The 25,317-nt window shown below is 69.5% G+C and carries 19 protein-coding genes; 6 read left to right on the forward strand and 13 right to left on the reverse strand.

Annotated elements, in window-relative coordinates; genetic code table 11:
- Positions 1–34: 34 nt before the first annotated feature.
- The 9 genes from mgtA to ACG00X_RS00355 all read right to left on the reverse strand — a co-directional run bounded on the left by mgtA (position 35) and on the right by ACG00X_RS00355 (position 13,092).
- A complete protein-coding gene (mgtA, locus tag ACG00X_RS00315; protein WP_394485803.1) occupies positions 35–2,764 on the reverse strand; it encodes a magnesium-translocating P-type ATPase in 2,730 nt (909 codons plus the stop codon).
- Between the two features lie 109 nt (positions 2,765–2,873).
- Positions 2,874–3,557, reverse strand: a complete 684-nt coding sequence (locus tag ACG00X_RS00320; RefSeq protein ID WP_394485805.1) for a hypothetical protein — start codon at positions 3,555–3,557, stop codon at positions 2,874–2,876.
- 179 nt (positions 3,558–3,736) lie between these two features.
- Positions 3,737–3,910, reverse strand: a complete 174-nt coding sequence (locus ACG00X_RS00325) for a hypothetical protein (RefSeq protein ID WP_394485807.1) — start codon at positions 3,908–3,910, stop codon at positions 3,737–3,739.
- A 341-nt stretch (positions 3,911–4,251) separates the two neighbouring features.
- Positions 4,252–5,166: a DUF6929 family protein gene (locus tag ACG00X_RS00330; RefSeq protein WP_394485809.1), complete on the reverse strand. Its 915-nt coding sequence runs from the start codon at positions 5,164–5,166 to the stop codon at positions 4,252–4,254.
- 346 nt (positions 5,167–5,512) lie between these two features.
- Positions 5,513–8,872 carry an error-prone DNA polymerase gene (locus ACG00X_RS00335; RefSeq protein ID WP_394485811.1) on the reverse strand — a complete coding sequence of 1,120 codons (3,360 nt, stop codon included), beginning with the start codon at positions 8,870–8,872 and terminating at the stop codon, positions 5,513–5,515.
- Entirely contained in the window at positions 8,869–10,167 is a 1,299-nt protein-coding gene (locus ACG00X_RS00340; protein WP_394485813.1) for a Y-family DNA polymerase, read from the reverse strand. The genes ACG00X_RS00335 and ACG00X_RS00340 overlap by 4 nt, the downstream gene beginning before the upstream one ends.
- On the reverse strand, positions 10,136–11,026 hold the full coding sequence (gene imuA / locus ACG00X_RS00345; protein ID WP_394485815.1) for a translesion DNA synthesis-associated protein ImuA: 891 nt from the start codon (positions 11,024–11,026) through the stop codon (positions 10,136–10,138). Before imuA ends, ACG00X_RS00340 begins: the two co-directional genes overlap by 32 nt.
- Positions 11,027–11,167: 141 nt before the next feature.
- Complete coding sequence (locus ACG00X_RS00350) at positions 11,168–12,226, reverse strand: serine/threonine protein kinase (RefSeq protein ID WP_394485817.1); 1,059 nt, start codon at positions 12,224–12,226, stop codon at positions 11,168–11,170.
- 44 nt (positions 12,227–12,270) lie between these two features.
- Positions 12,271–13,092 carry a GNAT family N-acetyltransferase gene (locus tag ACG00X_RS00355; protein ID WP_394485819.1) on the reverse strand — a complete coding sequence of 274 codons (822 nt, stop codon included), beginning with the start codon at positions 13,090–13,092 and terminating at the stop codon, positions 12,271–12,273.
- Between the two features lie 245 nt (positions 13,093–13,337).
- Between ACG00X_RS00355 and rplM the strand changes: the two genes are divergently transcribed.
- The 3 genes from rplM to erpA all read left to right on the forward strand — a co-directional run bounded on the left by rplM (position 13,338) and on the right by erpA (position 14,661).
- Positions 13,338–13,766 (forward strand): 50S ribosomal protein L13, encoded by a 429-nt coding sequence (gene rplM, locus ACG00X_RS00360; RefSeq protein ID WP_088482271.1) that lies wholly within the window; start codon positions 13,338–13,340, stop codon positions 13,764–13,766.
- Between the two features lie 9 nt (positions 13,767–13,775).
- The gene (rpsI, locus tag ACG00X_RS00365; protein ID WP_394485820.1) at positions 13,776–14,168 is read left to right on the forward strand and encodes a 30S ribosomal protein S9; all 393 of its coding nucleotides are present in this window, start codon (positions 13,776–13,778) and stop codon (positions 14,166–14,168) included.
- A gap of 127 nt (positions 14,169–14,295) precedes the next feature.
- Complete coding sequence (gene erpA, locus ACG00X_RS00370) at positions 14,296–14,661, forward strand: iron-sulfur cluster insertion protein ErpA (protein WP_394485823.1); 366 nt, start codon at positions 14,296–14,298, stop codon at positions 14,659–14,661.
- Between the two features lie 36 nt (positions 14,662–14,697).
- On the opposite strand, the gene ACG00X_RS00375 is transcribed toward erpA, so the two are convergent.
- Both ACG00X_RS00375 and ACG00X_RS00380 read right to left on the reverse strand, forming a co-directional pair.
- On the reverse strand, positions 14,698–15,807 hold the full coding sequence (locus tag ACG00X_RS00375; RefSeq protein ID WP_394485825.1) for an anhydro-N-acetylmuramic acid kinase: 1,110 nt from the start codon (positions 15,805–15,807) through the stop codon (positions 14,698–14,700).
- Positions 15,788–17,173: a peptidoglycan DD-metalloendopeptidase family protein gene (locus tag ACG00X_RS00380; RefSeq protein WP_394485826.1), complete on the reverse strand. Its 1,386-nt coding sequence runs from the start codon at positions 17,171–17,173 to the stop codon at positions 15,788–15,790. The genes ACG00X_RS00375 and ACG00X_RS00380 overlap by 20 nt, the downstream gene beginning before the upstream one ends.
- 234 nt (positions 17,174–17,407) lie before the next feature.
- Here ACG00X_RS00380 and tyrS point away from each other — a divergent pair, with 234 nt between their 5' ends.
- The gene (tyrS, locus tag ACG00X_RS00385; RefSeq protein WP_394485828.1) at positions 17,408–18,634 is read left to right on the forward strand and encodes a tyrosine--tRNA ligase; all 1,227 of its coding nucleotides are present in this window, start codon (positions 17,408–17,410) and stop codon (positions 18,632–18,634) included.
- A gap of 132 nt (positions 18,635–18,766) precedes the next feature.
- Here the strand turns inward: tyrS and ACG00X_RS00390 are convergent, their stop codons facing one another.
- Positions 18,767–19,747 (reverse strand): GlxA family transcriptional regulator, encoded by a 981-nt coding sequence (locus tag ACG00X_RS00390; RefSeq protein WP_394485829.1) that lies wholly within the window; start codon positions 19,745–19,747, stop codon positions 18,767–18,769.
- A 130-nt stretch (positions 19,748–19,877) separates the two neighbouring features.
- Here ACG00X_RS00390 and ACG00X_RS00395 point away from each other — a divergent pair, with 130 nt between their 5' ends.
- Complete coding sequence (locus ACG00X_RS00395) at positions 19,878–21,077, forward strand: acetylornithine transaminase (protein ID WP_394485831.1); 1,200 nt, start codon at positions 19,878–19,880, stop codon at positions 21,075–21,077.
- Positions 21,078–21,238: 161 nt separating this feature from the next.
- On the forward strand, positions 21,239–23,605 hold the full coding sequence (locus ACG00X_RS00400) for a TonB-dependent receptor plug domain-containing protein (RefSeq protein WP_394485833.1): 2,367 nt from the start codon (positions 21,239–21,241) through the stop codon (positions 23,603–23,605).
- Here the strand turns inward: ACG00X_RS00400 and ACG00X_RS00405 are convergent, their stop codons facing one another.
- Positions 23,606–25,207 (reverse strand): diguanylate cyclase, encoded by a 1,602-nt coding sequence (locus tag ACG00X_RS00405; protein ID WP_394485836.1) that lies wholly within the window; start codon positions 25,205–25,207, stop codon positions 23,606–23,608.
- Between the last annotated feature and the right edge of the window lie 110 nt (positions 25,208–25,317).

Below are 25,317 nucleotides of genomic sequence, written 5' to 3' on the forward strand. Positions count from 1 at the left end.
GGCTCAACTCTACGACCTGCTCTTTGACGTAGGGCTACTGCCAGCCGAAGCGCCGGCTGTAGAAGCCTTTCATAGCCTGCGTGAGCCCCATGTAGGCCAGCAGGATCGCCGGCAGGAACACGAAGTACAGCGGCGGCAGCGCCTGCAGCTTGAAGTAGTGCGCCAGCGGCCCCATGGGCAGGAAGATGCCCACGGCCATGATGATGCCGCCCATCACCAGCAACGGCGTGGATGCCCGGCTCTGCAGGAAAGGCAGCTTGGGCGTGCGGATCATGTGCACGATCAGCGTCTGCGTGAGTAGCCCCACCACGAACCAGCCGGACTGGAACAGCGTCTGCTGCTCGGGCGTGTTGGCATGGAAGACGAACCACATCAGCGCATAGGTGCCGATGTCGAAGATCGAGCTGATGGGGCCGAAGAACACCATGAAGCGGCCGATGTCTGCCGGCTGCCAGCGCTGCGGGGACTTCAGCATGTCGTCATCGACGTTGTCGAAGGGGATGGCGATCTGCGAGATGTCGTACAGCAGGTTCTGTACCAGCAGGTGCATCGGCAGCATGGGCAGGAAGGGAATGAAGGCGCTGGCCACCAGCACCGACAACACATTGCCGAAGTTGGAACTCGCCGTCATCTTGATGTACTTGAGCATGTTGGCGAAGGTGCGGCGACCTTCCAGCACGCCTTCCTCCAGCACCATCAGGCTCTTCTCCAGCAGGATGATGTCGGCCGCCTCCTTGGCGATGTCCACGCCGGAGTCCACCGAGATGCCGATGTCGGCCGTGCGCAGGGCCGGCGCATCGTTTATGCCGTCGCCCATGAAGCCGACCACATGGCCGTTGGCCTTGAGCAGGCGCACGATGCGCTCCTTGTGGGCGGGCGTCAGACGCGCGAACACATTGGCGCGTTCGACCTCCACAGCCAATTCCGCATCGGTCATGCGCTCCACATCGGAGCCCAGCATCACGCCTTGGCTGTCTAGCCCGACCTGGCTGCAAATCTTGGCGGTGACCCGCTCGTTGTCACCCGTCAGCACCTTGACCGTCACGCCATGCTCGGCCAGGGCCTTCAATGCCGGCGCCGTGCTGTCCTTGGGCGGGTCCAGGAAAGCCACGTAGCCAATCAAGGTCAGCTCGCCCTCGTCGGCCAGGCCGTAGACATCCTTGGCCGGCGGCAGTTCCTTCGCGGCCACGGCCACCACGCGCAGGCCCTCATCGTTGAGTTCGGCTGTCACCTGCCGGATGCGGGCCAGCAGGCCTGCGTCCATCGCTTCAATGGCATCACCATGCCGAACCTGCGTGCAGACGGCCAGCACTTCCTCGACGGCGCCCTTGCAGATCAGCAGGTGGTGGTCATCGCGCTCGGCCACCACCACGGACATGCGCCGCCGCGTGAAGTCGAACGGAATCTCGTCAACCTTGCGGTAGTTGCTCGCCGGGTCCAGCTCGCGATGCACTTCGGCATGCTGCAGCACCGCCACGTCGAGCAGGTTCTTCAGGCCGGTCTGGTAGTAGCTGTTCAGGTAGGCCAGCTCCAGCACCTCGTCCTGCTCGCCGCCCCATGCATCCACATGCCGGGCCAGCACGATCTTGTCCTGGGTCAGGGTGCCCGTCTTGTCGGTGCACAGCACGTCCATGGCGCCGAAGTTCTGGATGGCATCCAGGCGCTTGACGATGACCTTCTTGCGCGACAGGAACACCGCGCCCTTGGCCAGGGTCGAGGTGACGATCATCGGCAGCATCTCGGGTGTGAGCCCCACCGCGACGGACAGCGCGAACAGCAGCGCCTCCGTCCAGTCGCCCTTGGTGAATCCGTTGATGAACAGCACCAGCGGTGTCATGACGAACATGAAGCGGATCAGCAGCCAGCTGACCTTGTTGACGCCGGACTGGAACGACGTGGGCGCGCGGTCCGTCGCACCGACGCGCAGGGCCAGCGCGCCGAAGTAGCTGCGCGGGCCGGTGGCGACGACCACGGCGCTGGCCGAGCCGGACACCACGTTGGTGCCCATGAAGACGAGGTTGTCCAGCTCCAGCGGGTTGAAGGTGTGCGCGTCGCGCTGATGCGCGAATTTCTCCACCGGCAGCGACTCGCCGGTCATGGCGGCCTGGCTGACGAACAGGTCCTTGGCGCCGAGCAGGCGGCAGTCCGCCGGAATCATGTCGCCGGCGGACAGCAGGATCACGTCGCCGGGCACCAGCAACTGGATAGGGAGCTCGGTGCGACCGGGCACATCGGGCTGCGAGGCTGTCTCGCTCCGCGAGCGCAGCACGGTTGCCGTGTTGCTCACCATGGCCTTGAGCGCATCGGCGGCTTTGTTGGACTTCACCTCCTGCCAGAAGCGCATCACGGTGGACAACAGCACCATGCTGGAGATGACGACGGTCGCCTTCATGTCGTCGGTCAGGTAGGACACCAGCGCGAGCAGCGTCAGCAGCAGGTTGAACGGGTTCCTGTAGCAATGCCACAGATGCGCCCACCACGGTAGCGGCTTCTCATGCTCGACCTCGTTGGCGCCAACCGCCTCGCGGATCGCGTCGGCCTCTTCGTCGCGAAGCCCGCAATGTCGGGAGTTCAACGAGGCGAGCAAGGCTTCGACATCGCTGGCAGATGCCGCAATCAGGGTCTGGGACAACGAGGGCGGCAGCTCGCGGCTGACCGTTGCGCCGGCGATGCTCTCGAACAGCGCGAGGCGGCGGAAATGGCGGCCGAAGTGGTGCGTGCGCAGGAAGGCTGCGAACAGTTCCTTCAGGACGGTGAAATTCATGGGTTGCTCCTGGCCTCGCGACGGAGGCAGAAAGGCCGGTCGAGCTCGACCGGAAAAGGGAGGGACGCCACCCGGTCTCGGGCAGCGCGGTGCCAGCGGCCGGGAGCCGTTAGCGGTCGATGACGACGTTCAAGCCCAGGGTCCACCAGGCCGGCGTGCCGGCGTCAAGGTGCTGGGCGCGGCTCAGGTCAAGGCTCAGGCAATGCGTCAAATTCCATCGGCCGCCGAGGCGCCAATGGTTGCGGCCGCCGTCCCGGTAGCGCTCGCCAGTGACCGACCAAGCGGTCTCGGGAGACCACTCCAGTGCGACACCCGCTCGGCTGCTGTCTGCCTGCCCGGGGCGGAAGTCCCGACCGACGTTGACATGCACGAGCCACGGGTCGGACATCTGGAAGGTGACCGGGACCACCAGCGTGCTGCCGACGTAGCGCGGTGTCTGGCTCTGCCAATTGGCCGCTGCGGCGAGGCCGATGCTGAGTTGCTCCGTGACGGCACGTGCCCACTTGACCTGCGGCCCCATGATGGAGATGCCGCTGGAGTCACCAGGGCGCACGCGGTCAAGGTTCAGGCCGATTTCTGCCGAGCCGATACGGCAGGCCGGGCCGACGTGCAGTGCGCGCCGTGCATTGCCGGCCTCGCGGTCGAACCAGGTCTCCAGCTGGCATTGGCCAGTTTCGAGGATGGCGGCGTCGTCCACCGCAAAGTGGCCCCCGGCCGCTCGCGCTGGCGTCGCCGTAGCGGCCAGGCATGCGCACAGGCTCACCGCGAGATAAATCTTGTTGGTCTTCTTCATGAGGAATCCTCTCAGCGCTCAGCGCGCGCAGGTCCTCGGGTCGTCAAACCGGGAAGGGCCTCCGGGGCCGCGCAGATGGCATTGAACTCGTTGTTCGTGGAAGGGGTGCGACAAAGCGCCAACTAGGGGCTGGGTCCATGGGGCCTCCTGCGTCGTTGAATAAGTTCAAGGGACCAGGCTCAGCCGGCCAGCGCCTTGGGCTGGGTCAGGTAGGCGATGCGCACGCGGCGCGTGGACCAGAGCTGCACCTGGTCCAGAGCCTCAAGGTTGCCCACCATGCGCTGGATGGGCTGGGGCGAACGCGGCTCCTGGCCCTGCGCAGGGCGGGCCGCAGTCGTCTTGGCATGGCACATCACAGCACTCCTTCTCCGCGAAGAAGCCTGGTGCGAGCGACCGGCAAGGTGCAGCCTCGGCGAGCGGCAATACCTGTGAGAAGGTCTGCACTCGACGCGAGGGCGTCAGCGATGAAAGCGTTGCTTGGGATATGAGCTTGCCGAACAGCAAGCTTGAAGGCTGCGACGGACTCGCCGCAGCCAGGAGACCTGGGTTACGGTGCCGAGTGCGTTGCGCCGCCCACCTGGGCAAGCTTCACATCACTGATACAACTGGCACTGTCCACGCACGCGGCTCCGAAATGAAAGTGCGCGATTGTTGCGCTGCAACAGGTACGCGGTCAACCCATGCGCCCTCCAAGTCAGGGGCGAGCAAGCTCCAGTGTCGCGGCCAGAAGCAATGCCGCCGAATCGGGATCATCGGCGTCCGTGACCATCAGGAGTTGCATCCGGCCATCCTCGACGGTGACGGCAATGCCCTCGGTCTTGCACTTCAAAGACAAGGGCATCACGGCCTGAAGTTGGCCATCGGCCGTCACGACGCCCACCGCCGATCCCCGACAGGGGCCGTCCGCGTAGTTGTCGGAGGTCGCTTCGGCCGCGGCGCAGAACACCCAGCCGCCGTCCGGCAGTACCGCGCCGTCGGTGAAGCACAGTGGCACGCCGTCGATGTCACCGAGGTTGAACGTCTTCGAGGACATCGGCCTCGGCACCGGTCCGACGCCGCGCAGCCATTCCTCGGTCTGCGTCCAGTCGAATCCGATCAGTGCGTTCTCAGGGCCGGTCTGGTTGCCCCGCTGCAGCAGGAAGAACTGGTCCTTGCCGACGAAGGCCCCCTCGATGTTCAGTTGGTCGTATTTGGCTCGCAGTGGCGAGTAGAAATCGGTGAGGTCGATTTCCTTGGCGGCCTCCGACGAGCTGCCGTCCGCACCGAGCGGGAGCAATGCACCCCGCTGGCGCTGCTTGCGCGACCCCGATCCCAGCGCCAGCAACGCGCCGTAAGGGAAGCTGGCAAACGCGGGCAACAACGCCAGTGATTCCAGGTCAGGCTTGGCAGCTTTGCGGGCCTTGGGTGCCGACGGCAGCTCGCCTGGGAAAAGACGCATGAGCGTGCCGGCTTCGTCGCGTTCAAGGTTGAACATACCCAACGAATTTTCGTCGTCGGCCACGACGAACAGCCGGTCGCCAACGCGCACCAGTCCGCTGGCGGCGCTGACATGCTCACGCCCCGAAGGGCAAGACACATGCAACTCTCGGAGCGCTTTTGCCACAAGCATTGGGGCCTCTGCATTAACCGTTGGGACAGTCAGGGTAGCCCGTACACAGCGCTGGCCTATAGGTGCCGTTCGAAACGGCTGTGTTCAGACCGCGCGTCCCAAAGCGGCGCAGTCAAGATGTTCGATGTGGTCTGCTTGGCAACCATTGAGTTCCACAGCAACGGCGTTTCAGAGTGGGGCTTGAGACCGCTTTCACCGGTGGCGGGCCTGCAGCCAAATGTTCGAAAGGCCAAGTACGCCAGCGACCGCTTCAAGTCAGACACCGTGAACTCGGTCGCCGGCCGCCAAAGACGGCAACCGCTGCATTGCAGCCATTCGCCCGCGATAGCGCCTCGCCCCATCCCGCTCACCTGAAATCCCTGCTCTCCGTCGGCAGCCGCCCCAGCAGCGGGCTGAGGTTGGTGAAGCGTTGCGCCAGCAGGTGCCGCACGTCGCCGTCGCCGCGTTGCCAGACGCCTTCCACGGCCAGCAGTCGGGCGCCGAGGATGGTGTTGCGGTGTTCCTCGTAGACCTGGGGCCAGACGATGACTTGCACGTTGCCGGTCTCGTCTTCCAGCGTGACGAAGAGGGTGCCTTTGGCCGTCTGCGGTTTTTGCCGGCCGGTGACGATGCCGCAGGCGCGGGCGCGGCGGCCGCTGGGCACGCCGTCGAGCTGCGTCGCGGTGAGCCAGCCGTCGCGCGCCAGGCGTGGGCGCAGCAGCGCGAGCGGGTGGCGGCGCAGCGTGAGGCCGGTGGCGGCGTAGTCCCACAGCACTTCTTCGCCTTCGGCCGCGGCGGGGAGGTCGAGGTCGTCTTCGGGCAGCAGGCTGCCCTGCAGCAGCGCCGGCATGGCGTGCAGTGCCGAGGCTTGCCAGACCTGCTGGCGGCGGTGGCCGGCGAGCGAGGTGAGGGCGTCGGCGGCGGCGAGGTGCTGCATGTCCTGCTGGGTGAGCCGGGCCCGGAAGGCGAGGTCTTGCGGGTGCGCGAATGGGCCGTCGCGGTGGCGGGCGGTTTCGATGCGCGTGGCGGCGTCGTCGCCCAGCCCGCTGACCAGGCGCAGGCCCAGGCGCACGGCGGGTTGCTCGCGCGCCGGGGCGGTGCCGTGGCCCGCCGCGTGCGCACGCGGGGGCGGTTGCTGGCCGTCGCGCGGTTCCAGCGTGCTGTCGCGGGCGCTGTGGTTCACGTCGATGGCGCGCACCTCGACGTGGTGCCGCCGCGCGTCCTGCACGAGCTGGCTGGGCGTGTAGAAGCCCAGGGGCTGGGAGTTCAGCAGCGCGCACAAAAAGGCCGCCGGCTCGTGGCATTTGAGCCAGGCGCTGACGTAGGTGAGCAGCGCGAAGCTGGCGGCGTGGCTTTCGGGGAAGCCGTAGCTGGAGAAGCCTTTGATCTGGTCGAAGATGCGGCGGGCGAAGTCGTCGGTGTAGCCGCGCTCGCGCATGCCGTTCACGACCTTGTCGTAGTACTGCTCCAGCACGCCGGGGCGCTTCCAGGCGGCCATGGCGCGGCGCAGCTGGTCGGCCTCGCCGGCGCTGAAGCCGGCGGCGATCATGGCGACCTGCATGACCTGCTCCTGGAAGATGGGCACGCCACGGGTGCGCCACAGCGCGGCCTTCAGCGCCTCGCTGGGGTATTCGACCTGCTCCGGCGGCAGCGCGCGGTTCTTCAGGTAGGGGTGGACCATGCCGCCCTCGATGGGGCCGGGCCGCACGATGGCGACTTCGATGACGAGGTCGTAGTAGTCGCGCGGCTGTAGGCGCGGCAGCATGGACATCTGCGCGCGTGACTCGATCTGGAACACGCCGATGGTGTCGGCCTTGCAGATCATGTCGTAGGTGGCGCTGTCGTTGTCGGGGATGGTGAGGTCGATGGCGGTGCCGCGCATCGGGTTGACGAGGTCGAAGCAGCGGCGGATGGCGCTGAGCATGCCCAGCGCCAGCACGTCGACCTTCATCATCTTGAGCTCGTCGATGTCGTCCTTGTCCCACTCGATGACGCTGCGGTCCTTCATCGTCGCGTTCTCGATGGGCACGAGGCGTTCGAGCGGGCCTTCGGTCAACACAAAGCCGCCGACGTGCTGCGAGAGGTGCCGCGGCAGGCCGTTGAGTTGGCGGGCCAGCGTGATGAGCTGCAGCAGGCGCGGGTCGTCCTCCTGCAAGCCCAGCGGGCCCAGTTGCTGCTGCAGCGCCGCGCGGTGTTCCTCGGGCAGCACCTGAGTGGACCAGCCGCTGTGGTCGTGGCTCATCGCGTCGAGCTGCGCCTCGGTGAGCCCCAGCGCCTTGCCCACGTCGCGGATGGCGCTCTTGGGGCGGTAGCTGATGACGACGGCGGTCAGCGCGGCGCGGTCGCGGCCGTATTTGGCGTAGAGGTACTGGATGACTTCCTCGCGGCGCTCGTGCTCGAAGTCGACGTCGATGTCGGGCGGCTCGTTGCGCTCGCGGCTGATGAAGCGCTCGAACAGCAGCGTGCTGCGGTCGGGGTCCACCGACGTGACGTGCAGGCAGTAGCAGACGATGCTGTTGGCCGCCGAGCCGCGGCCCTGGCAGAGGATGCCGATGCCGCGCGCGAAGGCGACGACGTCGGCCACGGTCAGGAAGTAGTGCTCGTAGCCGAGTTCCTCGATGAGTTCGAGCTCGTGCTCGATGCGGGCGCGCCAGGGGCCGGGGATGCCGCCGGGCCAGCGCTTGCCGGCCCCCGCGTAGGTGAGCGCGCGCAGGTGCTGGCGCGGCGTGACGCCAGCGGGCACCACCTCGCTGGGGTAGCGGTAGCTGATCTCGTCGAGCCGGAAGCTGCAGCGCGCGGCCACGTGCAGCGTCTCGCGCATCAGTGCCGGCGGGCAGATCTGTGCGATGCGCTGGCGGCTGCGCAGGTGGCGCTCGGCGTTGGGCTGCAGGTCGAAGCCGCAGTCGGCCACGGGGCGGCCGAGCCGCGTGGCGGTCATCACGTCCTGCAGCGCCTTGCGCGAGCGCACGTGGAAGTGCACGTCGCCGGCTGCGACGAGCGGCAGCGCGGTGTCGTCGGACAGCGCCTGCAGCCGCTGCAGCCAGGCCATGTCGTCGGCCTCGCGCAGCAGCTCCACGGCCAGCCAGGCGCGGCCGGCGAAGTGGCGCAGCAGCCAGTGCGCCGGTGCGGCGAGTTCGGCGTCGCTGGCCTGGCGCGGCAGCACGATCAGGGCCAGGCAGTCGGCCAGCTTGGCCGGGTCGATCTGCCGCCAGTGCAGCGTGTACTCGCCCTTGACCGGGCTGGCGCGGCGCAGCCCGGTGATGAACTGGCTGAGGTTGCCGTAGCCGTTGAGGTTCTGCGCGATCAGCACGAGCTTGAAGCGCGGCGTGCCGGCGTCGTCACGCACGAGGAACTCGCTGCCGATCAGCAGCTTCAGCAGCGTGGGGGGCGGCAGGTCGTCTTCGGGCTCGCCGGCCAGCCGCGCGGCGGCGCGGGCTTCGTGGTGCGCGGCCTCGCGCAGTTCGCGCAACTGCTTGTGGGCCCGCACGACGCCGGCCAGCGAGCATTCGTCGGTGATGGCCAGCGCCTCGTAGCCGAGCGTGACGGCGCGCTCCACCAGCTCGGCCGGCTCCGAGGCGCCACGCAGGAAGCTGAATGCGCTCAGGCAGTGCAGTTCGGCGTAGCGCAGCCGCCCGCCGGGGATGCCGGGCGCCGTTGCGCGCGGTGTGGATGTGGGCGCCGGTGCCGGTGCCGGTGCCGGTGCCGGTGCCGGTGCTTGCGGGCTCATGCGAACACCCCGTGCAGGAACCACCCGGAGCTGCTGGAGGCTGTGTCGGGAAAGCGCTCGTGATAGACCCACAGCAGCCCGCGCGTGGCGCTGCGGTAGACGAAGTAGTCACGCGTGTGCAGCGCGCCGGGGCCTTCCCACCAGCCGGCCTCAATGCGGTGCGGCCCGCTGATGCGCGTCAGCGGGCCGCAGTACAGCGGCTGCTCCTGCGCATCGCAGCGCAGCGGCTGCGGCGGCTCGGTCAGCCAGGTGGGCTGCGGCCCGGGCGGCGGGCGCACGGCGGCGGGCGACGGCGGCGCGGGCCAGGGCAGCCAGCGCTGCATGCGGTCCAGCCGGTGGTCTTCCTGCAGCCGGCCTTCGCGCACGCGGGCCGGCCCGAGCCGCACGGACAGCCGTTCCAGCAGCGCATGCGTGGTGGTCTGCTCCTGGGCGTCGGTGCGGCCGGGCAGCAGGCCACCGCTGAGCTCCTCCAGCGGCAGCACGGTGTCGGCGCTGAGGGTGATCTCGCCGGCCGGCGCGGCCAGCGTCGTGCGCGCCAGGTGCTCGGCCAGCAGCCGCGACAGGCGGGTCAGGTCGCGCGTGGTGTCGGCCGTGGCCACGGTGAGCTCGCCGCTGCCGGCCACGTCGCGCGCACGCATGGCGTTGTGCTGCCAGCCCAGGCGCAGTGCGCGCACGCCGGCATGGCGCGCCGCCAGGAAGGTGCAGAGCTGGCGCAGCAGCGTCTCGGCGAAGTGCAGCAGCACGGGCGCATGCTCCACGCGCCAGGGCAGCTCCAGCCGGGCGTCGAAGCGGTCGGGCAGCGTCAGCCAGTCGTGCACTTCGGGCAGGTCGCCATAGGCGCGGTCCAGCGCGGCCAGTAGCGCGGGGCCGAAGCGGCGGGCCAGCGCCGGGCGCGGCAGCCGGCGCAGTTCGCCCAGGTGGCGGCAGCCCAGCCGCGCCAGCATGGCGTGGTGGGCCTGCGCGGCGCTGAGGGCGGGCAGGGGCAGGGCGTCCAGCCGTTCGCCGAGGCGGCCAGACGCGGGCCCGCCCGGGCAGCGCGCCAGGGCCAGCGCGGCCAGCGCCGTGGGCGCCCAGGCCGTGGCGCCCAGCGCCAGGCCGGCCTGCTCGGCGCGCGATTGCAGCAGCAGCCGCAGCGCGCGGGCGCCACGGAACAGCCGCAGGCTGCCCGACATCTCGGCGACGACGCCCTCCTCCAGCCGTGCGACGCGGGGCGTGAAGCTCAGCGCCAGCCAGGCCAGGGCGTCGGCGTCGCCGGCCGGCGCATCAGGCTTGCAGCACAGGGCGAGCCAGCGCATCGGCGCGCTCCGTCGGCGGGCTGGCCGGTGTGGGGAAGGGCGCGGGCAGGGGCACGGGAGTGGGCCGGGGCTTGCGCTTGGCCGCCGTCAGCAGCGGCGCCACTGCGGCGGGCAGCGCGGGCAGCTGCAGCCAGCCTTCGTGCATGGGCCCGCGGCGCTTGAGCAGGTGCACGTCCAGCCCCCAGTCGTCGCCGGGCCGCACGGCCACGCGCAGCGGCGCGGCAGACGACTGCTGGCCGGCACGCTCGGGCCGCACGAGGAAGGTGGGTGCGTCCGACCCCAGGGCATGCACCTGCAGGCGCCGCAGTTGCTCCGGCCGCGCGTCGGGCAGCCAGGCCAGCAGCGCCACGCGCGACTTGATGGCCTGCTCGGCGGCCCACAGCGCCTCGGCGGGCGTGGCGGTGCTGGCCCAGATCAGCGCCTGCGGCGGCAGCCCCAGGGCCTGCAGGCCGGGCAGGTGCGGCGTGTGTGGCGGGTTCACGAGCAGCAGCGCGCGCGGCGCAGGCCCGCTGGTGCGCAGCCGGCGGCCCGGCGTGGCGGCGGGCAGGGCCTGGGCGGCCCACCAGCCGCGCAGGGCTGGCGCCAGCAGCCGCCACTCCAGCACGCCGGCCTGGGGCGCCAGCAGTTCGGTGACGGCGTGCAGCGGCCAGCCGCCGCCGGGCAGTTCGGCGTCCAGCGCCGTGAAGCCGCTGGGCAGCGTGGGGGCGAGGGCGGTGCCGAGGCTGCTGCCACGCCACACGCGGCCATGCAGCGGGCCGGCTTCGTCCAGCGGTGCGGGGCTGGGATGGGCTGGTGAGTGCAGGGCCGTGGCTGGATGAGCGGCCGCAGGGGCGACCTCAGGGGCGGGAGCGGGCAGCATGGGGCGGGCGATGAAAGCGAAATACTGTTGTTATATCCAGTATTCTTGCAGATGCATCCCCCACAACCGCAAGTGCCTGTGCGCCCCGGCATGGCGCCCTTTGGGGCGCAAAAGTGCCTGGCGGCAGCGCGCCGTGAATGCCTAGGCGAAGCCGTCGCCGTCGAAGTCCACGATGTCTTCGTCGCGCACGCGTGCGGGCGTCGTGTCCCGGGGGCGCATCGCCTCGAGCTGTTCGCGCAGCAGGGCGGTCTGGTCCATCCAGTAGTTGGGCGTGCCGAACCAGGGGAAGGCCGCCGGGAAGGCCGGGTCGCCCCAGCGGCGGGCGAGCCAGGCGCTGTGGTGGATCATGCGCATGGTGCGCAGCGGCTCGATGAGGCGCAGCTCGCGGTCGTCGAATTCGGCGACCTGCTCGTAGCCGTCCAGCACGGCATGGAGCTGGCGGCGCGCGGCGTCGGGGTCACCGGGCAGCAGCATCCACAGGTCCTGCACCACCGGGCCTTGCGACGCGTCGTCGAGGTCCACGAAATGCGGCCCGCGGTCGGGCGTCCACAGGATGTTGCCGGGGTGGCAGTCGCCGTGCAGGCGAGTCAGCTGCAGGTCGGGCAGGCTGTCGAACGCGGCCTGGATGGCGTCGATGCAGCGGCGCACGGTGTCGTCCCAGGCCGGGGCGGTTTCCGGCGGGATGGCGTCGTTGGCGATCAGCCAGTCGCGGGCGCTCTGGGCCGGCGCGGCGCTGGCCCACTGCATTCGTTCGGTGAACGGCCGCTGGCGGCCCACGCCGTGCAGCCGTGCCAGCAGCCGGCCGATCCAGCGCAGCACGTCGGGGTCTTCCAGCTCCGGCCCGCGGCCGCCCTGGCGCGGCGTGACCGCCAGCCGCTGGCCCTGGTGGTGGAACAGCGTCGAGCCGTCGGCCAGCGCCCAGGGGGCCGCGACGGGCACCTCGGCTGCGGCCAGCTCGGCGGCGAACGCGTGTTCTTCCAGGATCTGGGCGTCGCTCCAGCGCCCCGGCCGGTAGAACTTGGCCACCGCCGCCGTGCTGCCGCAGCGGGCGTCCTCCAGGTGCAGCATCAGCACGCGGTTCTCGAAGGAGTTGAGCTGCAGCATGCGGCCGTCGGCGCGCAGGCCGGCGGCGTCCAGGGCGTCGAGCATGAACTCCGGCGTCAGGTCGCCGAAGCTGAGGTCAGGTGTCGCGTGATGCATCCGGCGAGTGTCGCCGGTCGGCGGCAGCAGGCCGCCAGCGCCGCCTACTCCTTGGCCGCGCGGCCCGAGGCGTCGAAATGCGCCTTCACCTCGGCCACGCTCTCGACGAACTCGCTGATGACCTGGGCCTGGCGCTTGAACTGGAAGTCCAGCTCGCCCAGATGACGCTCCAGCGCCTGCTCGACCTGCGAACCGAAGGAATCCGGTGGCAGGCGCAGGTAGGCGGCCGCTTCGCCGCCGTCCCGCTCCACCACGGCACCGGCGGCCGTGGCGATGCGCAGCATCGGCCGGTTCTCGCTCAGCGCATGGATGAAGAGCGTGTCGATGCCCCGGTTGCGGGCATGCAGGCCGGCGGTCTCGAACAGCCGCCGCCCCAGGCCCTGGCCGCGCGACGCCTGCAGCACCGAGACGCCGAATTCGGCCATCGTGCGCGTCGGGTCGCCCGGCACGGGCTGGTCAAAAGCCAGGTGGGCCAGCGCCACCAACTGCAGTTGGCGGTTGAAGATGCCCAGCACCTCGTCGCGGCTGAAGTCGATGCCGGCGGCGTACTTGTGGATCTGCTCGTCCGACGCGGCATAGCCGAAGCGCAGGTAGCGATCGCGCGCGTCCAGCGTCAGGAGATGCTCGACGATGCGGCGGCGGTGGCTGCGCGTCAGCGAGCGGATGGGCACCCAGGTCGACAGCCGCTCCAGCGCCGCACGCGCACCGGCCAGCGGGCCTTCGGCGGGGGCCGCGGCCTCGGTGACTGGCGCCGCAGGCGGGGGCGGCGATGCCGGGTTGGGCCCGAAGGCCGACAGCACCTCGTCCCAGCCCGAGGCCGGGTCGGCAGCGGGCGTGGGGGCAGGGGTGGGGCGCTTGCGTGGCATGGCTGACGGGGAGCGTATCGTGCCTGGGCTTTTCAAACCAGAGCCTTGCCTGATACACTCGTGGGCTTTTCCGTCAAAAGGCTGCGGGAAAGACGACCGAAATGCAGGCAAGCCGGCCCAAAAGCCGCCGTGCATGCACCGCGCCGAGAGGCTGTGCAACAGACACACGCACCGAGGCCGGTCGACGTTTCAGCCATCCATCGCCGGCCCTTGTTCATCGAGGGCAGGCATAGCGAAAGCAACTCATGAAGACCTTCAGCGCCAAGCCGGCCGAGGTGACGCACGAGTGGTTTGTGATTGACGCCACCGACAAGGTGCTCGGACGTGTTGCCAGCGAAGTGGCACTCCGTTTGCGCGGCAAGCACAAGGCCATTTACACGCCTCACGTGGACACCGGTGATTTCATCGTCATCGTCAACGCCGACAAGCTCCGTGTGACCGGCAACAAGGCCACCGACAAGGTGTACTACCGTCACAGCGGCTTCCCCGGCGGCATCTACGCCACGAAGTTCAAGGACATGCAAGCCAAGCACCCCGGCCGCGCGCTGGAGAAGGCCGTCAAGGGCATGCTGCCCAAGGGCCCGCTGGGTTACGCCATGGTCAAGAAGCTGAAGGTCTACGCAGGTCCCACGCACCCGCACACCGCTCAGCAGCCCAAGGCTCTCGAGATCTAAGGAACGGCCATGATCGGAAACTGGAATTACGGCACTGGCCGCCGCAAGTCGTCGGTCGCTCGCGTCTTCATCAAGAAGGGCACGGGCCAGATCATCGTCAACGGCAAGACCATCGAGGCTTACTTCGGTCGTCAGACTTCCATCATGATCGCCAAGCAGCCCCTGCTGCTGACGAACAATGGTGAAGCCTTCGACATCAAGGTCAACGTGCACGGTGGCGGCGAGTCCGGCCAGGCCGGCGCGCTGCGCCTGGGTATCACCCGCGCGCTGATCGACTACGACGCGAACCTGAAGCCCGAACTGAGCCGCGCCGGCTTCGTCACGCGTGACGCGCGTGAAGTCGAGCGTAAGAAGGTCGGTCTGCACGGCGCCCGTCGCCGCAAGCAGTTCTCCAAGCGTTAATCCATACGCTTCGACAGCCAAGGCCGCACCATGCGGCGGGTTGCAAAAAAGGCCGCTTCATGCGGCCTTTTGTTTTTGCGCCGACAATCCCCATATTCGTTTCTGCACCGATTCACAGGAGCCCGCCATGAGCGCCGTGCTTGATACCCCCGTCACCGACATCCCCGTGCCTCTGGTCTTCACCGACAGCGCCGCCGAGAAGGTGCGCGACCTCGTCGCCGAGGAAGGCAACCCGGACCTGAAGTTGCGCGTGTTCGTGCAGGGCGGCGGTTGCTCGGGCTTCCAGTACGGCTTCACGTTCGACGAGGCCGTGAACGATGACGACACGCAGATGCAGAAGAACGGCGTGACGCTGCTGATCGACTCGATGAGCCTGCAGTACCTGATGGGCGCCGAGATCGACTACAAGGAAGACCTGCAGGGCGCGCAGTTCGTCATCAAGAACCCGAACGCCACGACGACCTGCGGTTGCGGATCGTCCTTCTCCGTTTAATCGACCTGCGGTTGCGGGTCCAGCTTCTCGGCCTGATCAGGCCGGGTACAGGCAGCCCAGCCGCCGCAGCCCGGCGGCACCAGTGACGGCCGGCAGATTGCCCGGCCGTTTTTCCTTGAAGCATTGCGCCAGCCACGCAAAGGCGGCGGCTTCGACCTGATCGACCGGCAGGCCCCGGGCGGCGCTGGATTGCACCGCCACACCCGGCAGCAGGTCCGACAGGCGCTGCATCAGCCGCCCGTTCAGTGCGCCGCCGCCACAGGCGATCACCTGCCGTGCGCCGGGCATGTGGGTGTGAAGCGCATCGGCCACGCAGCGCGCGCTCAACTCCAGCAGCGTGGCCTGCACGTCTTGCGGCGCGAGGCCGGGCACCAGGCGCGTCTGCAGCCACCCGAGGTGGAACAGGTCGCGGCCGGTGCTCTTGGGGGGGGCGAGGGCGAAGAAGGGTTCGGCCAGCAGCGTGGCCAGCAGTGCGGGCGATACCCGCCCCGTCGCGGCCCAGGCGCCATCGGCGTCGTAGGCGCGGCCCTGGTGGCGAGCGATCCAGCCGTCCATCAGGCAATTCGCAGGCCCGCAGTCGAAGCCGCCCGTGCGGCCATCGGCAAAGAGCAGGCTCAGGTTGCTGATGCCGCCGAGGTTGAGGACGGCGGCGTCCTGCCCTTCGGTCGAGAAGACCGCGCGATGAAAAGCCGGCACCAGCGGCGCGCCCTGGCCGCCGGCGGCGACATCGCGGCTGCGCAGGTCGCAGACGACATCGATGCCGCTCTGCTCCGCGAGCAGGGCGCCGTTCAGCAACTGTGAGGTGTAGCCCTCGAAGCCGCCGGGCTGGTGGCGCACCGTCTGCCCATGGGCGCCGATGGCGGCGATCTCGTCGCGCCGCCGGCCGGTCGCTTCCAGCAACTGGGCCACCACATCGGCATAGCTGCGGGCCACGGCATTCGCGGCGAGCGCGGCGCGGTGGAGTTCGTTGGGGCCGGGCGTGTTGAGGGCCAGCAGTTCCTCGCGCAGCGCGGCGGGGAAGGGCGCGTGCACATGGCCGATGACGGCCAGCGATGCCGCGTCGAAGACCACGCCGTCGGTGCCGTCGAGCGATGTGCCCGACATCAGCCCGACGTAGAGGCTGAGATCAGTCGGCCGAGACGCCATCCATCGTCTCGGCGACGGCCAGCTGCGTTTTCACGCTGGCAACGGTGGCCTGGAACTGGGCCTTGGCGTAGCCGGGCAGCGTGACGGCCTCGGAGGCCTTGGCAATGGTGCGCGGGTCCATCAGGCGGCCTCCCGCACGGAACTCGAAGTGCAGGTGCGGGCCGGTGGCCCAGCCGGTCATGCCGACGGCGCCGACACGCTGGCCTTGCTCGATGCGCTGGCCCTTCTTCACGTCGATCTTGCTCAGGTGGGCGTAGACGGTCTCCCGGTCGCCGCCGTGGCGGATCTTGACGACGTTGCCGAAGCCGTTTTGCCAGCCAGCCATCGTGACGCTGCCGTCACCCACGGAGCGCACGGCCGTGCCGGTGGGCGCGCCGTAGTCCACGCCGTTGTGCTGGCGCCAGGTGTTCAGGATGGGGTGGAAGCGCATCGCGAACCCGCTGGTGATGCGCGAGAACTCCATCGGGCTGGCCAGGAAGGCGCGCCGCTTGCTCTGGCCGTCGAAGCCGTAGTAGCTGGCCTTGCCGGTGGCGCTGTCCTTGAAATAGACCGCCGAATAGTTGCGGCCGTTGTTCGTGAACTCGCCGGCCAGCAGCCGGCCGGCGCCGCCGTCCCAGGGGATGGGCTCGCCATCGGCGGTCAGCGTTTCGTAGACGACGCTGAAGCGGTCGCCACGGCGCAGTTCGCGGTGGAAGTCGATGTCGCCCGAGAACATGTCGGCCATCTGCGAGGCGATGGTGTCGGGGATGTTGGCCTCGTCCGTCGCGGCGAACAGCGACGTGCGGATGGTGCCGCTGCCCAGCGCCACCTGCGTTTCCAGCGGCGCGGTCTCGGTGCGGGCGCCGAACGCCTTGCCGTCGCGCTCGATGGTCAGCCGCGTGAAATGACTCTGCTGTTGCTCGACTTTTTCGGCCGGGAAGCGCACCACGATCTTCTGCACCTGGCCCGCGGCGTCGGCCGTCACGTGGACCATCTTGCCGGCGCGGCCCTGCAGCACGCGGCGGCCGAGCGGGTCGTTGCGCAGGAAGGCGGCGGCAGCGGGATCGAAGGCGCCCGCGCGACGCAGCAGGCTGTCGGGCGTGTCGCTGGAGCGCGTGGCCTCCGCGCGGCTCAGCGCGACGTGGTATGCGGCCAGTTCGTCGAGCTGGGTTTCCAGGTCGTGGGTCTGTGGCGCCTCGACCAGCGTGCGCTTGGGCAGCTGGGCGGCATCGGGGGCCAGCGGCGCGATGCCGAAGGCGGTGACGGCGAAGCAGCTGAGCAGGCCGACGACCGAGGAGGTCAGGGCGCGGGGATGGCGGGCGGCGAAGGATTCCGCGCTGCGGAGAACGGTTTTGACTTGTTCTAGACGTTGCTGGACGACGGTCACGCTCGACTTCCCGGGGTTGTCGCTGAGGCAATCCCGGCAGGGCCGGCTCCACGCGAGGGGCAACATCCGTGGGTAACGGGGCTGCCCTTAAAATCCACCGCGGTTGTGTTGAAACAACACCCCGCCTCGAATGCGGGAATTCTACCGGCGTTGTCCTACTCAGGATGCCGGTTTACCCCGATGGATCAATAACTTAACAAATTCGTCCGGCTGTTTACAAGCCGGCGGTGCGCCATGTCCGACGTTGCTCAATTCCCCGTCACCGATGCCGTTCTCGAGGCCCTGGCCATCACCCGCCGCGGCGTCGACGAACTGCTGCCCGAGGCCGAGTGGACGAAGAAGCTGGCCCGCTCGGCCGCGACGGGTGTGCCGCTGCGCATCAAGCTGGGGCTGGACCCGACGGCGCCGGACATCCACGTCGGCCACACGGTGGTGCTCAACAAGATGCGCCAGCTGCAGGACCTGGGCCACCAGGTCATCTTCCTGATCGGCGACTTCACGTCGCTCATCGGCGACCCCTCCGGCCGCAACGCGACCCGCCCGCCGCTGACCAAGGAGCAGATCCAGGCCAACGCCGAGACCTACTACGCCCAGGCCAAGCTGGTGCTGGACCCGGCCAGGACGGAGATTCGCTACAACTCCGAGTGGAGCGAACCGCTGGGAGCGGCCGGCATGATCCAGCTGGCAGCCAAGTACACGGTGGCCCGCATGATGGAGCGCGACGACTTCACGAAGCGCTTCGCGGCGCAGACGCCCATCTCGGTGCACGAGTTCCTGTACCCGCTGATGCAGGGCTACGACTCGGTGGCGCTGAAGAGCGACCTGGAGCTGGGCGGCACTGACCAGAAGTTCAACCTGCTGATGGGCCGCCACCTGCAGCAGGAGTACGGCCAGGAGCCGCAGTGCATCCTGACCATGCCGCTGCTGGAGGGGCTGGACGGCGTCGAGAAGATGTCCAAGTCCAAGAACAACTACATCGGCATCACCGAGGCGCCGAACACCATGTTCGCCAAGATCCTGTCGATCAGCGACGTGCAGATGTGGAAGTGGTACGAGCTGCTGTCGTTCAAGTCCATGGCCGACATCGCGGCGCTGAAGGCGGAGATCGAGGCGGGCCGCAACCCCAAGGATGCCAAGGTGGCGCTGGCCAAGGAAATCACGGCGCGCTTCCACAGCGCGGCGGCGGCGGATGCGGCCGAGCAGGACTTCATCAACCGCTCCAAGGGCGGCATTCCCGACGACATCCCCGAGGTGCCGCTGAGCGGCGCACCCATGGGCATCGCCCAGGTGCTGAAGGCGGCCGGGCTGGTGGCGTCCACCAGCGAAGGCCTGCGCATGGTCGAACAGGGCGGCGTGCGCCGCTCGGGTGAAGTACTGTCGGACAAGGGCCTGAAGCTCGACGCCGGCGAGCATGTGCTGCAGGTCGGCAAGCGCAAGTTCGCGCGGGTCGTGCTGAGCTGAGCGCGTAGCGCGCGTTGACGAAAAGGGAGGCGAGGCCTCCTTTTTTTCATGGGTGTTTGACGTGAAGGTGGGTGCCCGCGGTGAGGGCACACCATGCCGATCGCCTGCGCGTCTGCGCCTTGGCGCGCCGCTTCACGCGGCCTGCGTGTCGCGCTCGCCTTTCTTGCGAAACGCCGCCGGTGGCCGGCCCAGCAGCCGCTGGAACGAGCGCCGCATGCGCTCCGTGCTGCCGAAGCCGCAGTCCTCCGCGATGCGCTGCACCGATGGCAAACCACCCTCCAGCGCGGCGCGCGCGGCCTCCACGCGCAGCCGTTCGACCGCGTGCGCCGGTGTGGTGCCGGTCTCGGCCAGGAAGCTGCGCGCGAAATGCCGTGGGCTCATGCAGGCGCGGGCGGCCAGCTCGTCCACGCGGTGGTCGAGCTGAAGGTGCTTGCGCACGTGATCCAGCAGCCCGCCGAACCGGCCCTCGGGCCGCTGCAGGTCCAGCAGCGGCGAGAACTGGGATTGCCCACCCGGCCGGCGGCGTTCCACCACCAGCTGCCGCGCGGCGTCGCGGGCAAGGTCTTCGCCGCAGTCGTGGGCGACCAGCGCCAGGCACAGGTCGATGCCGGCCGTCATGCCCGCGCTCGTCCACACCTCCGGGCGGCTGCGCGACGCGGGTTCGCGCACGAAGATGCGGTCCGGCTGCAGGCGCACGTCGGGGAAGTCGCTGGAGAACTGCCGGCTGCGTGACCAGTGCGTCGTCGCCGCGCGCTGGTCCAGCAGGCCTGCGGCTGCCAGCACCAGGCTGCCGCTGCAGATGCTCGCCACGCGCGCACCGGCGCGCGCTGCCCGCTGCAGCCAGCGGATGAGTGTCTCGTCACGGCAGGCGGCGTCCACGCCGTCGCCGCCGATCACCATCACCAGGTCGATGTCGCCCCGCAGCCGGGGCAGCGGCTGCACGGGCCAGGCGATGCCCGCCGAACTGAGCGCGGTGCCGCCGCCGTTGGCCGCCAGCCGCCAGCTGTAGCTGTCGGGCCTGGCCAGCCGGGTCAGCTCGAACACCGCCATCGGGCCGGCCAGGTCGAGCTGCTGGAACCCGTTGAACACGACGAAGACGATGCGGCAGGTCATGCCCGATTCTGGCTGGCCTCGCCGTTTTCTGCCATGGCAGAAAAAGTGGGAACAGCGTCATGGCGGTCAGAGCCCGTCGGGCGCAAGCTGCGAACCTTGCAGGCCGGCGAGGCCGGAAGGAGCGACTCCAATGAACACCCCCGTGGCAGCTGCCGGCCCCGGCCGTGCGCTCATCACCATCAACAGCCGGCCGAGCAGCGTCATGGTCCGGGGCGACGGCTCGTGGCTGATGGACGAGGCCGGCAAGCGCTACCTGGACCTGATGCAGGGCTGGGCCGTCAACAGCCTGGGGCACAGCCCAGCGGTCATCGCGCAAGCCCTGGCGGCGCAGGCGCAGCGCCTGCTCAATCCGGGCCCGGCCTTCTACAACCGGCCGGCACTGGACCTGGCCGAGCGGCTCGTCGAGCTGAGCTGCTTCGACCGCGTGTTCTTCGTCAACTCCGGCACCGAGGCCAACGAGGGCGCGGTGAAGCTGGCACGGCGCTGGGGCCGCAAACACCGCGGGGGCGCGTTCGAGATCATCGGCTTCGAGAGCGGCTTTCACGGCCGGTCGCTGGCCATGATGAGCGCGTCCGGCAAGCCGGGCTGGGACCGCATCTACGCGCCCATGCCGGGCGGCTTCGTGAAGGCAACGTTCAACGACATCGCCTCGGTGGAGCGCGCCATCACGCCGGACAGCGTCGCGGTCATGATCGAGCTGGTGCAGGGCGAGGCCGGTGTGCGCCTGGCCGACCCCGGCTTCGTGCGCGAACTGCGGGCGCTGACCACCGAGCGGCAGTTGCTGCTCATCGTGGACGAGGTGCAGACCGGCATCGGCCGCTGTGGCCATGCGTTCGCCCACGAGATGTACGACGTGGAGCCGGACGTCATGACGCTGGCCAAGGGCATCGGCGGCGGCCTGCCGCTGGCGGCGATGCTCTGCAAGGAGGCCTTGAACTGCTTCGAGCCCGGCGACCAGGGCGGCACCTACTGCGGCAACCCGGTGATGACGGCCGTCGGGCTGGCGGTGGTGAACGAGGTCTGCCGCCGCGAGTTTCTCGACACGGTGCGGGAGCGTGCGCGGCAGCTGTCCGACGGACTGCAGGCGCTGGTGCGGGAACACGGGCTCGTTGGCGAGCGTGGCGCCGGCCTGCTGCGGGCGCTGATCCTGTCGACGGACCAGGCCGAGGACGTCGTGCTGGCCGCGCGGAACCTCGCGCCTGTCGGCCTGCTGATCAACGCGCCGCGGCCGCATCTGCTGCGCTTCATGCCCGCGCTGACGATCAGCGAGGCCGAACTGGACGAGGCCTTGCGGATGCTGGGCCGCGTGTTGCGCGACACGCTGCGCTGACGGCGCGGGCAAGGCCGGTCGGGTCTTCGTGTGTCGCACGGGGCCCTGGCGCTGCGGGGGAGGGCGATAGTTGGAAATCGAGTGACAGGAGGCGTTTTCATTCATTGCCCGATGGATGGCCGGCTCGCAAACTGACGCCTTTGTCAGTGAACACCCCGGCCATGCTCCCCTCCAGGCTCCGTTCCCGCCCCTTCGTTCCCCATCTGCTGGCGCTCGCCGCCGCGACCGCGCTGCCCGCAGCGGCGCAGTCCACCGACGTGGCCACGCTGCAACAGGTCGTCGTGACCGGCACGCGCCGCGTGGACCGCACGCTGGCGCAGTCGGAGTCGGCCGTGGACGTCATCAGCGCCGCCGACCTGCAGCGCACCGGCACGACGGAGCTGGCCACCGCGCTGGCGCAGTTGCTGCCTGCGCTGAACTTTCCGCGCCCGTCGCTGACCGATGCCTCCGACGCGGTGCGGCCGGCCCAACTGCGCGGCCTGTCGCCCGACCAGGCGCTGGTGCTGGTGGACGGCAAGCGGCGCCACACCGGCGCGGTGGTCAACATCAATGGCAGCCAGGGGCGCGGCTCGGCGCCGACGGACCTGAACGCCATTCCCGTGGCGGCCATCGAACGCGTGGAGGTGCTGCGCGACGGCGCCGCGGCGCAGTACGGCTCGGATGCAATCGCCGGAGTCATCAACATCGTGCTGAAGAAGGGCGCCAAGGGCGGCGGCGTGAGCGCCCAGGCCGGCAGTACCGATCGTGGCGATGGCCGGCGCGGCCAGCTGGACGCCAGCCTGGGGCTGGGTCTCGGCGACGCCGGCTGGCTGCGCCTGGCCTTGGAGACCGGCCACCAGCAGCGCACCAACCGCGCCGGCGTCGACACGCGCGACGCCGCCACCGAGCCGCGCAAGGGCCAGGTCAACAATCGGCTGGGCGACCCGGACAGCACGAAGCGAGCCCTGCTCGTGAACGGCCAGGCCGAGCTGGCCGGCGGTGTGCAGCTGTATGGCCATGCCAGCTTCAGCCAGCGCGACACCACCAGCGCCGCGTTCTGGCGCACGCAGGCCACGGCGGCCAGCAACGGCGTGGCGGCGCTCTACCCCGAGGGCTTTCTGCCGCTGGAGAACAGCCGCACGCGGGACCTGGCGGCCGTGCTGGGCGTGCGTGGCGAGTCGGCCGGCTGGCGTTGGGACGTCAGCCTCAACCATGGCAGCAATCGTTTCGATATCGAGGTTGCCAACACGGCGAACTACTCGCTGGCCTCGCTGGGCGCGGCGAGCCCGACGCGCTTCGATGCCGGCGGCCTGCGCAACCAGCAGACGCTGCTGAACGCCGACGCCTCGCGCGAGCTGGACTGGGGCCTGGCCAGCCCGGTCGTGCTGACGGCGGGCGCCGAAGTGCGCGAAGAGCGCTACGAGGTCACCGCCGGCCAGCCCAACTCGTACAGCGGCGGCGGCGCGTCGGGCTTTCCGGGCTTTCAGCCCAGCAACGCCGGCAGCCACCGCCGCCACGACGTCGCGGTCTATGCCGACCTGGAGAGCCAGCTGACCCAGCATTTGAGCGCCACGGCGGCCTTGCGGGCCGAGCATTACAGCGACTTCGGCCGGGCCACGGCGGCCAAGCTGTCGGGGCGTTATGCCGTTCATCCGGCCGTCGCGCTGCGCGGCACGCTGTCCACGGGCTTCCGCGCGCCGTCGCTGGCGCAGCAGTACTTCGCGACGACGTCCACCAATCTCATCAACGGCACGCTGGTCGAGGCGGGCACGTTCACGGTGCCGTCGGCGGCCGCGCAGTCGCTGGGCGCCAGGCCGCTGAAGGCCGAGACCTCGCGCAACATCAGCGTCGGCCTGCAGCTGACGCCCACGCGCGATTGGCAGACCACGCTGGACCTCTACCAGGTCGACATCGACGACCGCATCCTGCTGTCCGCCAATCTCACGCTGCCGGCGGCCCTGAAGGCCGTGCTGGCCGCGCAGGGGCTGCAGGTCAGCGCCGGCCGCTATTTCACGAATGCGCTGGATACCCGCACCCGCGGTGCGGACCTGGTCAGCACCTGGCGCCAGGACTGGGGTGCCGCAGGCCGCAGCGACTTCACGCTGGCCTATGGCTACACGCACAACACCGTGCGGCGCGTGGCCGACAACCCGGCGGTGCTGACGGCTAACGCGCTGACGCTGATCGACCGCGTGACGCTGGCGCGGGCCACCGTCAGCTCGCCCAAGGACAAGCTGCTGCTCAGCGCCGAGCACCGCTGGGGTGCGTGGAGCGGCCGGCTCGCCGCCACGCGCTACGGGCGCTATGAAGTCCGGCAGGCCAGCGCGGCGAACGACCAGGCCTTCTCGCCGGCCTGGCTGGCCGACGTATCGGTGGGCTGGTCGCAAGGGGCCTGGAGCGTCGATGCGGGCATCGACAACCTCACCGACCGCTACCCCGAGCGCGTCATCGCCGCCAACGCGGTGGGCGGCATCCTGAGCTACAGCAGCTTCTCGCCGTTCGGCTTCAACGGCCGCCAGTACTTCGCGAAGGTCGGCTACCGCTGGTGATCAGGGCTGCCGGCCCCGCTTGTCGACGTACATCTTGTCGTCGCTGCGCTGCAGCAGTGCCTGCATGGACTCGCCCTCGCGGGCCTGTTCCAGCCCGACGCTGATGCTGACCTGCAGGCCCGGCGCCATGCTGCTCCAGTCGTGTTGCTGGATGGCGGTCTTCATGCGTGTGCAGATCTGCTGAGCGTCGGTGAGCGACGCGCGGCCGAACAGCACAACGAACTCGTCGCCCGCCAGCCGGGCGACGAAGTCGCCGCCGCGCACCGCGCGCGACAGCACGTCGGCGACGACCTTGAGCACCTGGTCGCCGACATGGTGGGAGAAGTTGTCGTTGATGTGCTTGAAGCGGTCCACGTCGATCAGCGCCACGCAGGTCTGGAGCGCCTCGTCGGTGGAGCTGGCCATGCGGGCCTGCAGCTGGCGGTCCAGCGCGCGCCGGTTGGGGATGCGCGTGAGGCTGTCCTCCAGCGACAGCCGCTCGAGCATGCGTGAGCGGGACTCCAGCCGCATGATCTGATCGGCCGAGGCGCGCGCCTGCATCTGCCATTCGGCGGCCTGGTCGCGGCAGTCCAGCGCCTCGATGCGGATGGCCTGCTCGCGCTTGCGCAGGCGTCGCAGCTCGTCGGCTTCGGCGCGGCCGTTGCCGCGCTCGCGCTCCAGCGTGGCGATGACCAGATGGCCCAGGCAGGCCAGCTGTTCGTGCTCGGCCTGCGAGGCGGCAGCCACCATCTCGCGGGCGAGGTCCGCGGCCAGCGGCGGGTCGCCACAGGCCCAGGCGGCCTCGGCCTCCAGCCAGCGCCGCATGCTGGCCAGCCAATTCACACGGCCAGAGCGGGCCTGCCAGGCATCGCACCACAGCAGCTCCGCCGAGGCGGCCTCGAGGTCGCCCACCCAGGCTGCGGCCAGACCCTTGAGCACATGGAACATCGTGCGTGTCGTGACCGTCATGCCCGACATCAGGCCCTCGTCGCCGTGGCGCTCGATGATCTCGGCGCAGTCCACCAGCCGGGTGTTGAGCTTGTTCACGGCCGGCAGCACGCCGGTCTCGAAGCGCTGCGACGCGAAGCGGAAGGCCTCCAGGAACGCGAGGTTCAGCAGCGGCTGCAGCGGGCTGGCGGAGGGCTCGTCGATGTGCACCAGGTCGGCGGATCGCTCGAATGCCGCTTCGGCGCGGCCGAAGTCCTGGCACCAGAAGAACGCCACGCCGAGGTAGTTGTGTGCCAGCGGCTGCAGATGGGACAGCGGCAGCCCTTCCGACAGCGCCACGGCCAGCAGCGCGCTCTCCACGGCCTCGTCGTTGCGGCCCAGGCTGGCCGACACATGCGACAGCGTCGTCAGCGCCATCACCTCGCCGACGAGGTCTTGCGCGTTGCGCAGCAGATGCACGGCCGACTGGCTGTTGCTGTGCGCCCGGCGCAGCTGCGAGAGTTGCCGGTCGCAGTCGGCCAGGCAGGCGAGCGCCCGGCCTTCGTAGAGGACGTTGCGGTTGGCCTGCGCGCTCCTCAGGACCTGGCGCGCCAGGTACACCGCCTGCTCGATGTCGCCCACTTCCAGTGCTTCATGGGCCCTGTGCAGCGTGAAGTCTTCGTTACTCTCGATCACCTTCTGCCCCTGTACGGCGGGCCTTCGTCTGGCCCGGCATTCTCACGCCCTCCGCCGGACGTCCATCCTGCCATCAACCGACGCCTTGGGCAGCCGCGATGGTGGCGGGT

The organism is Pelomonas nitida, assembly GCF_043555975.1.
Classification (GTDB): Bacteria; Pseudomonadota; Gammaproteobacteria; order Burkholderiales; family Burkholderiaceae_C; genus Pelomonas; species Pelomonas nitida.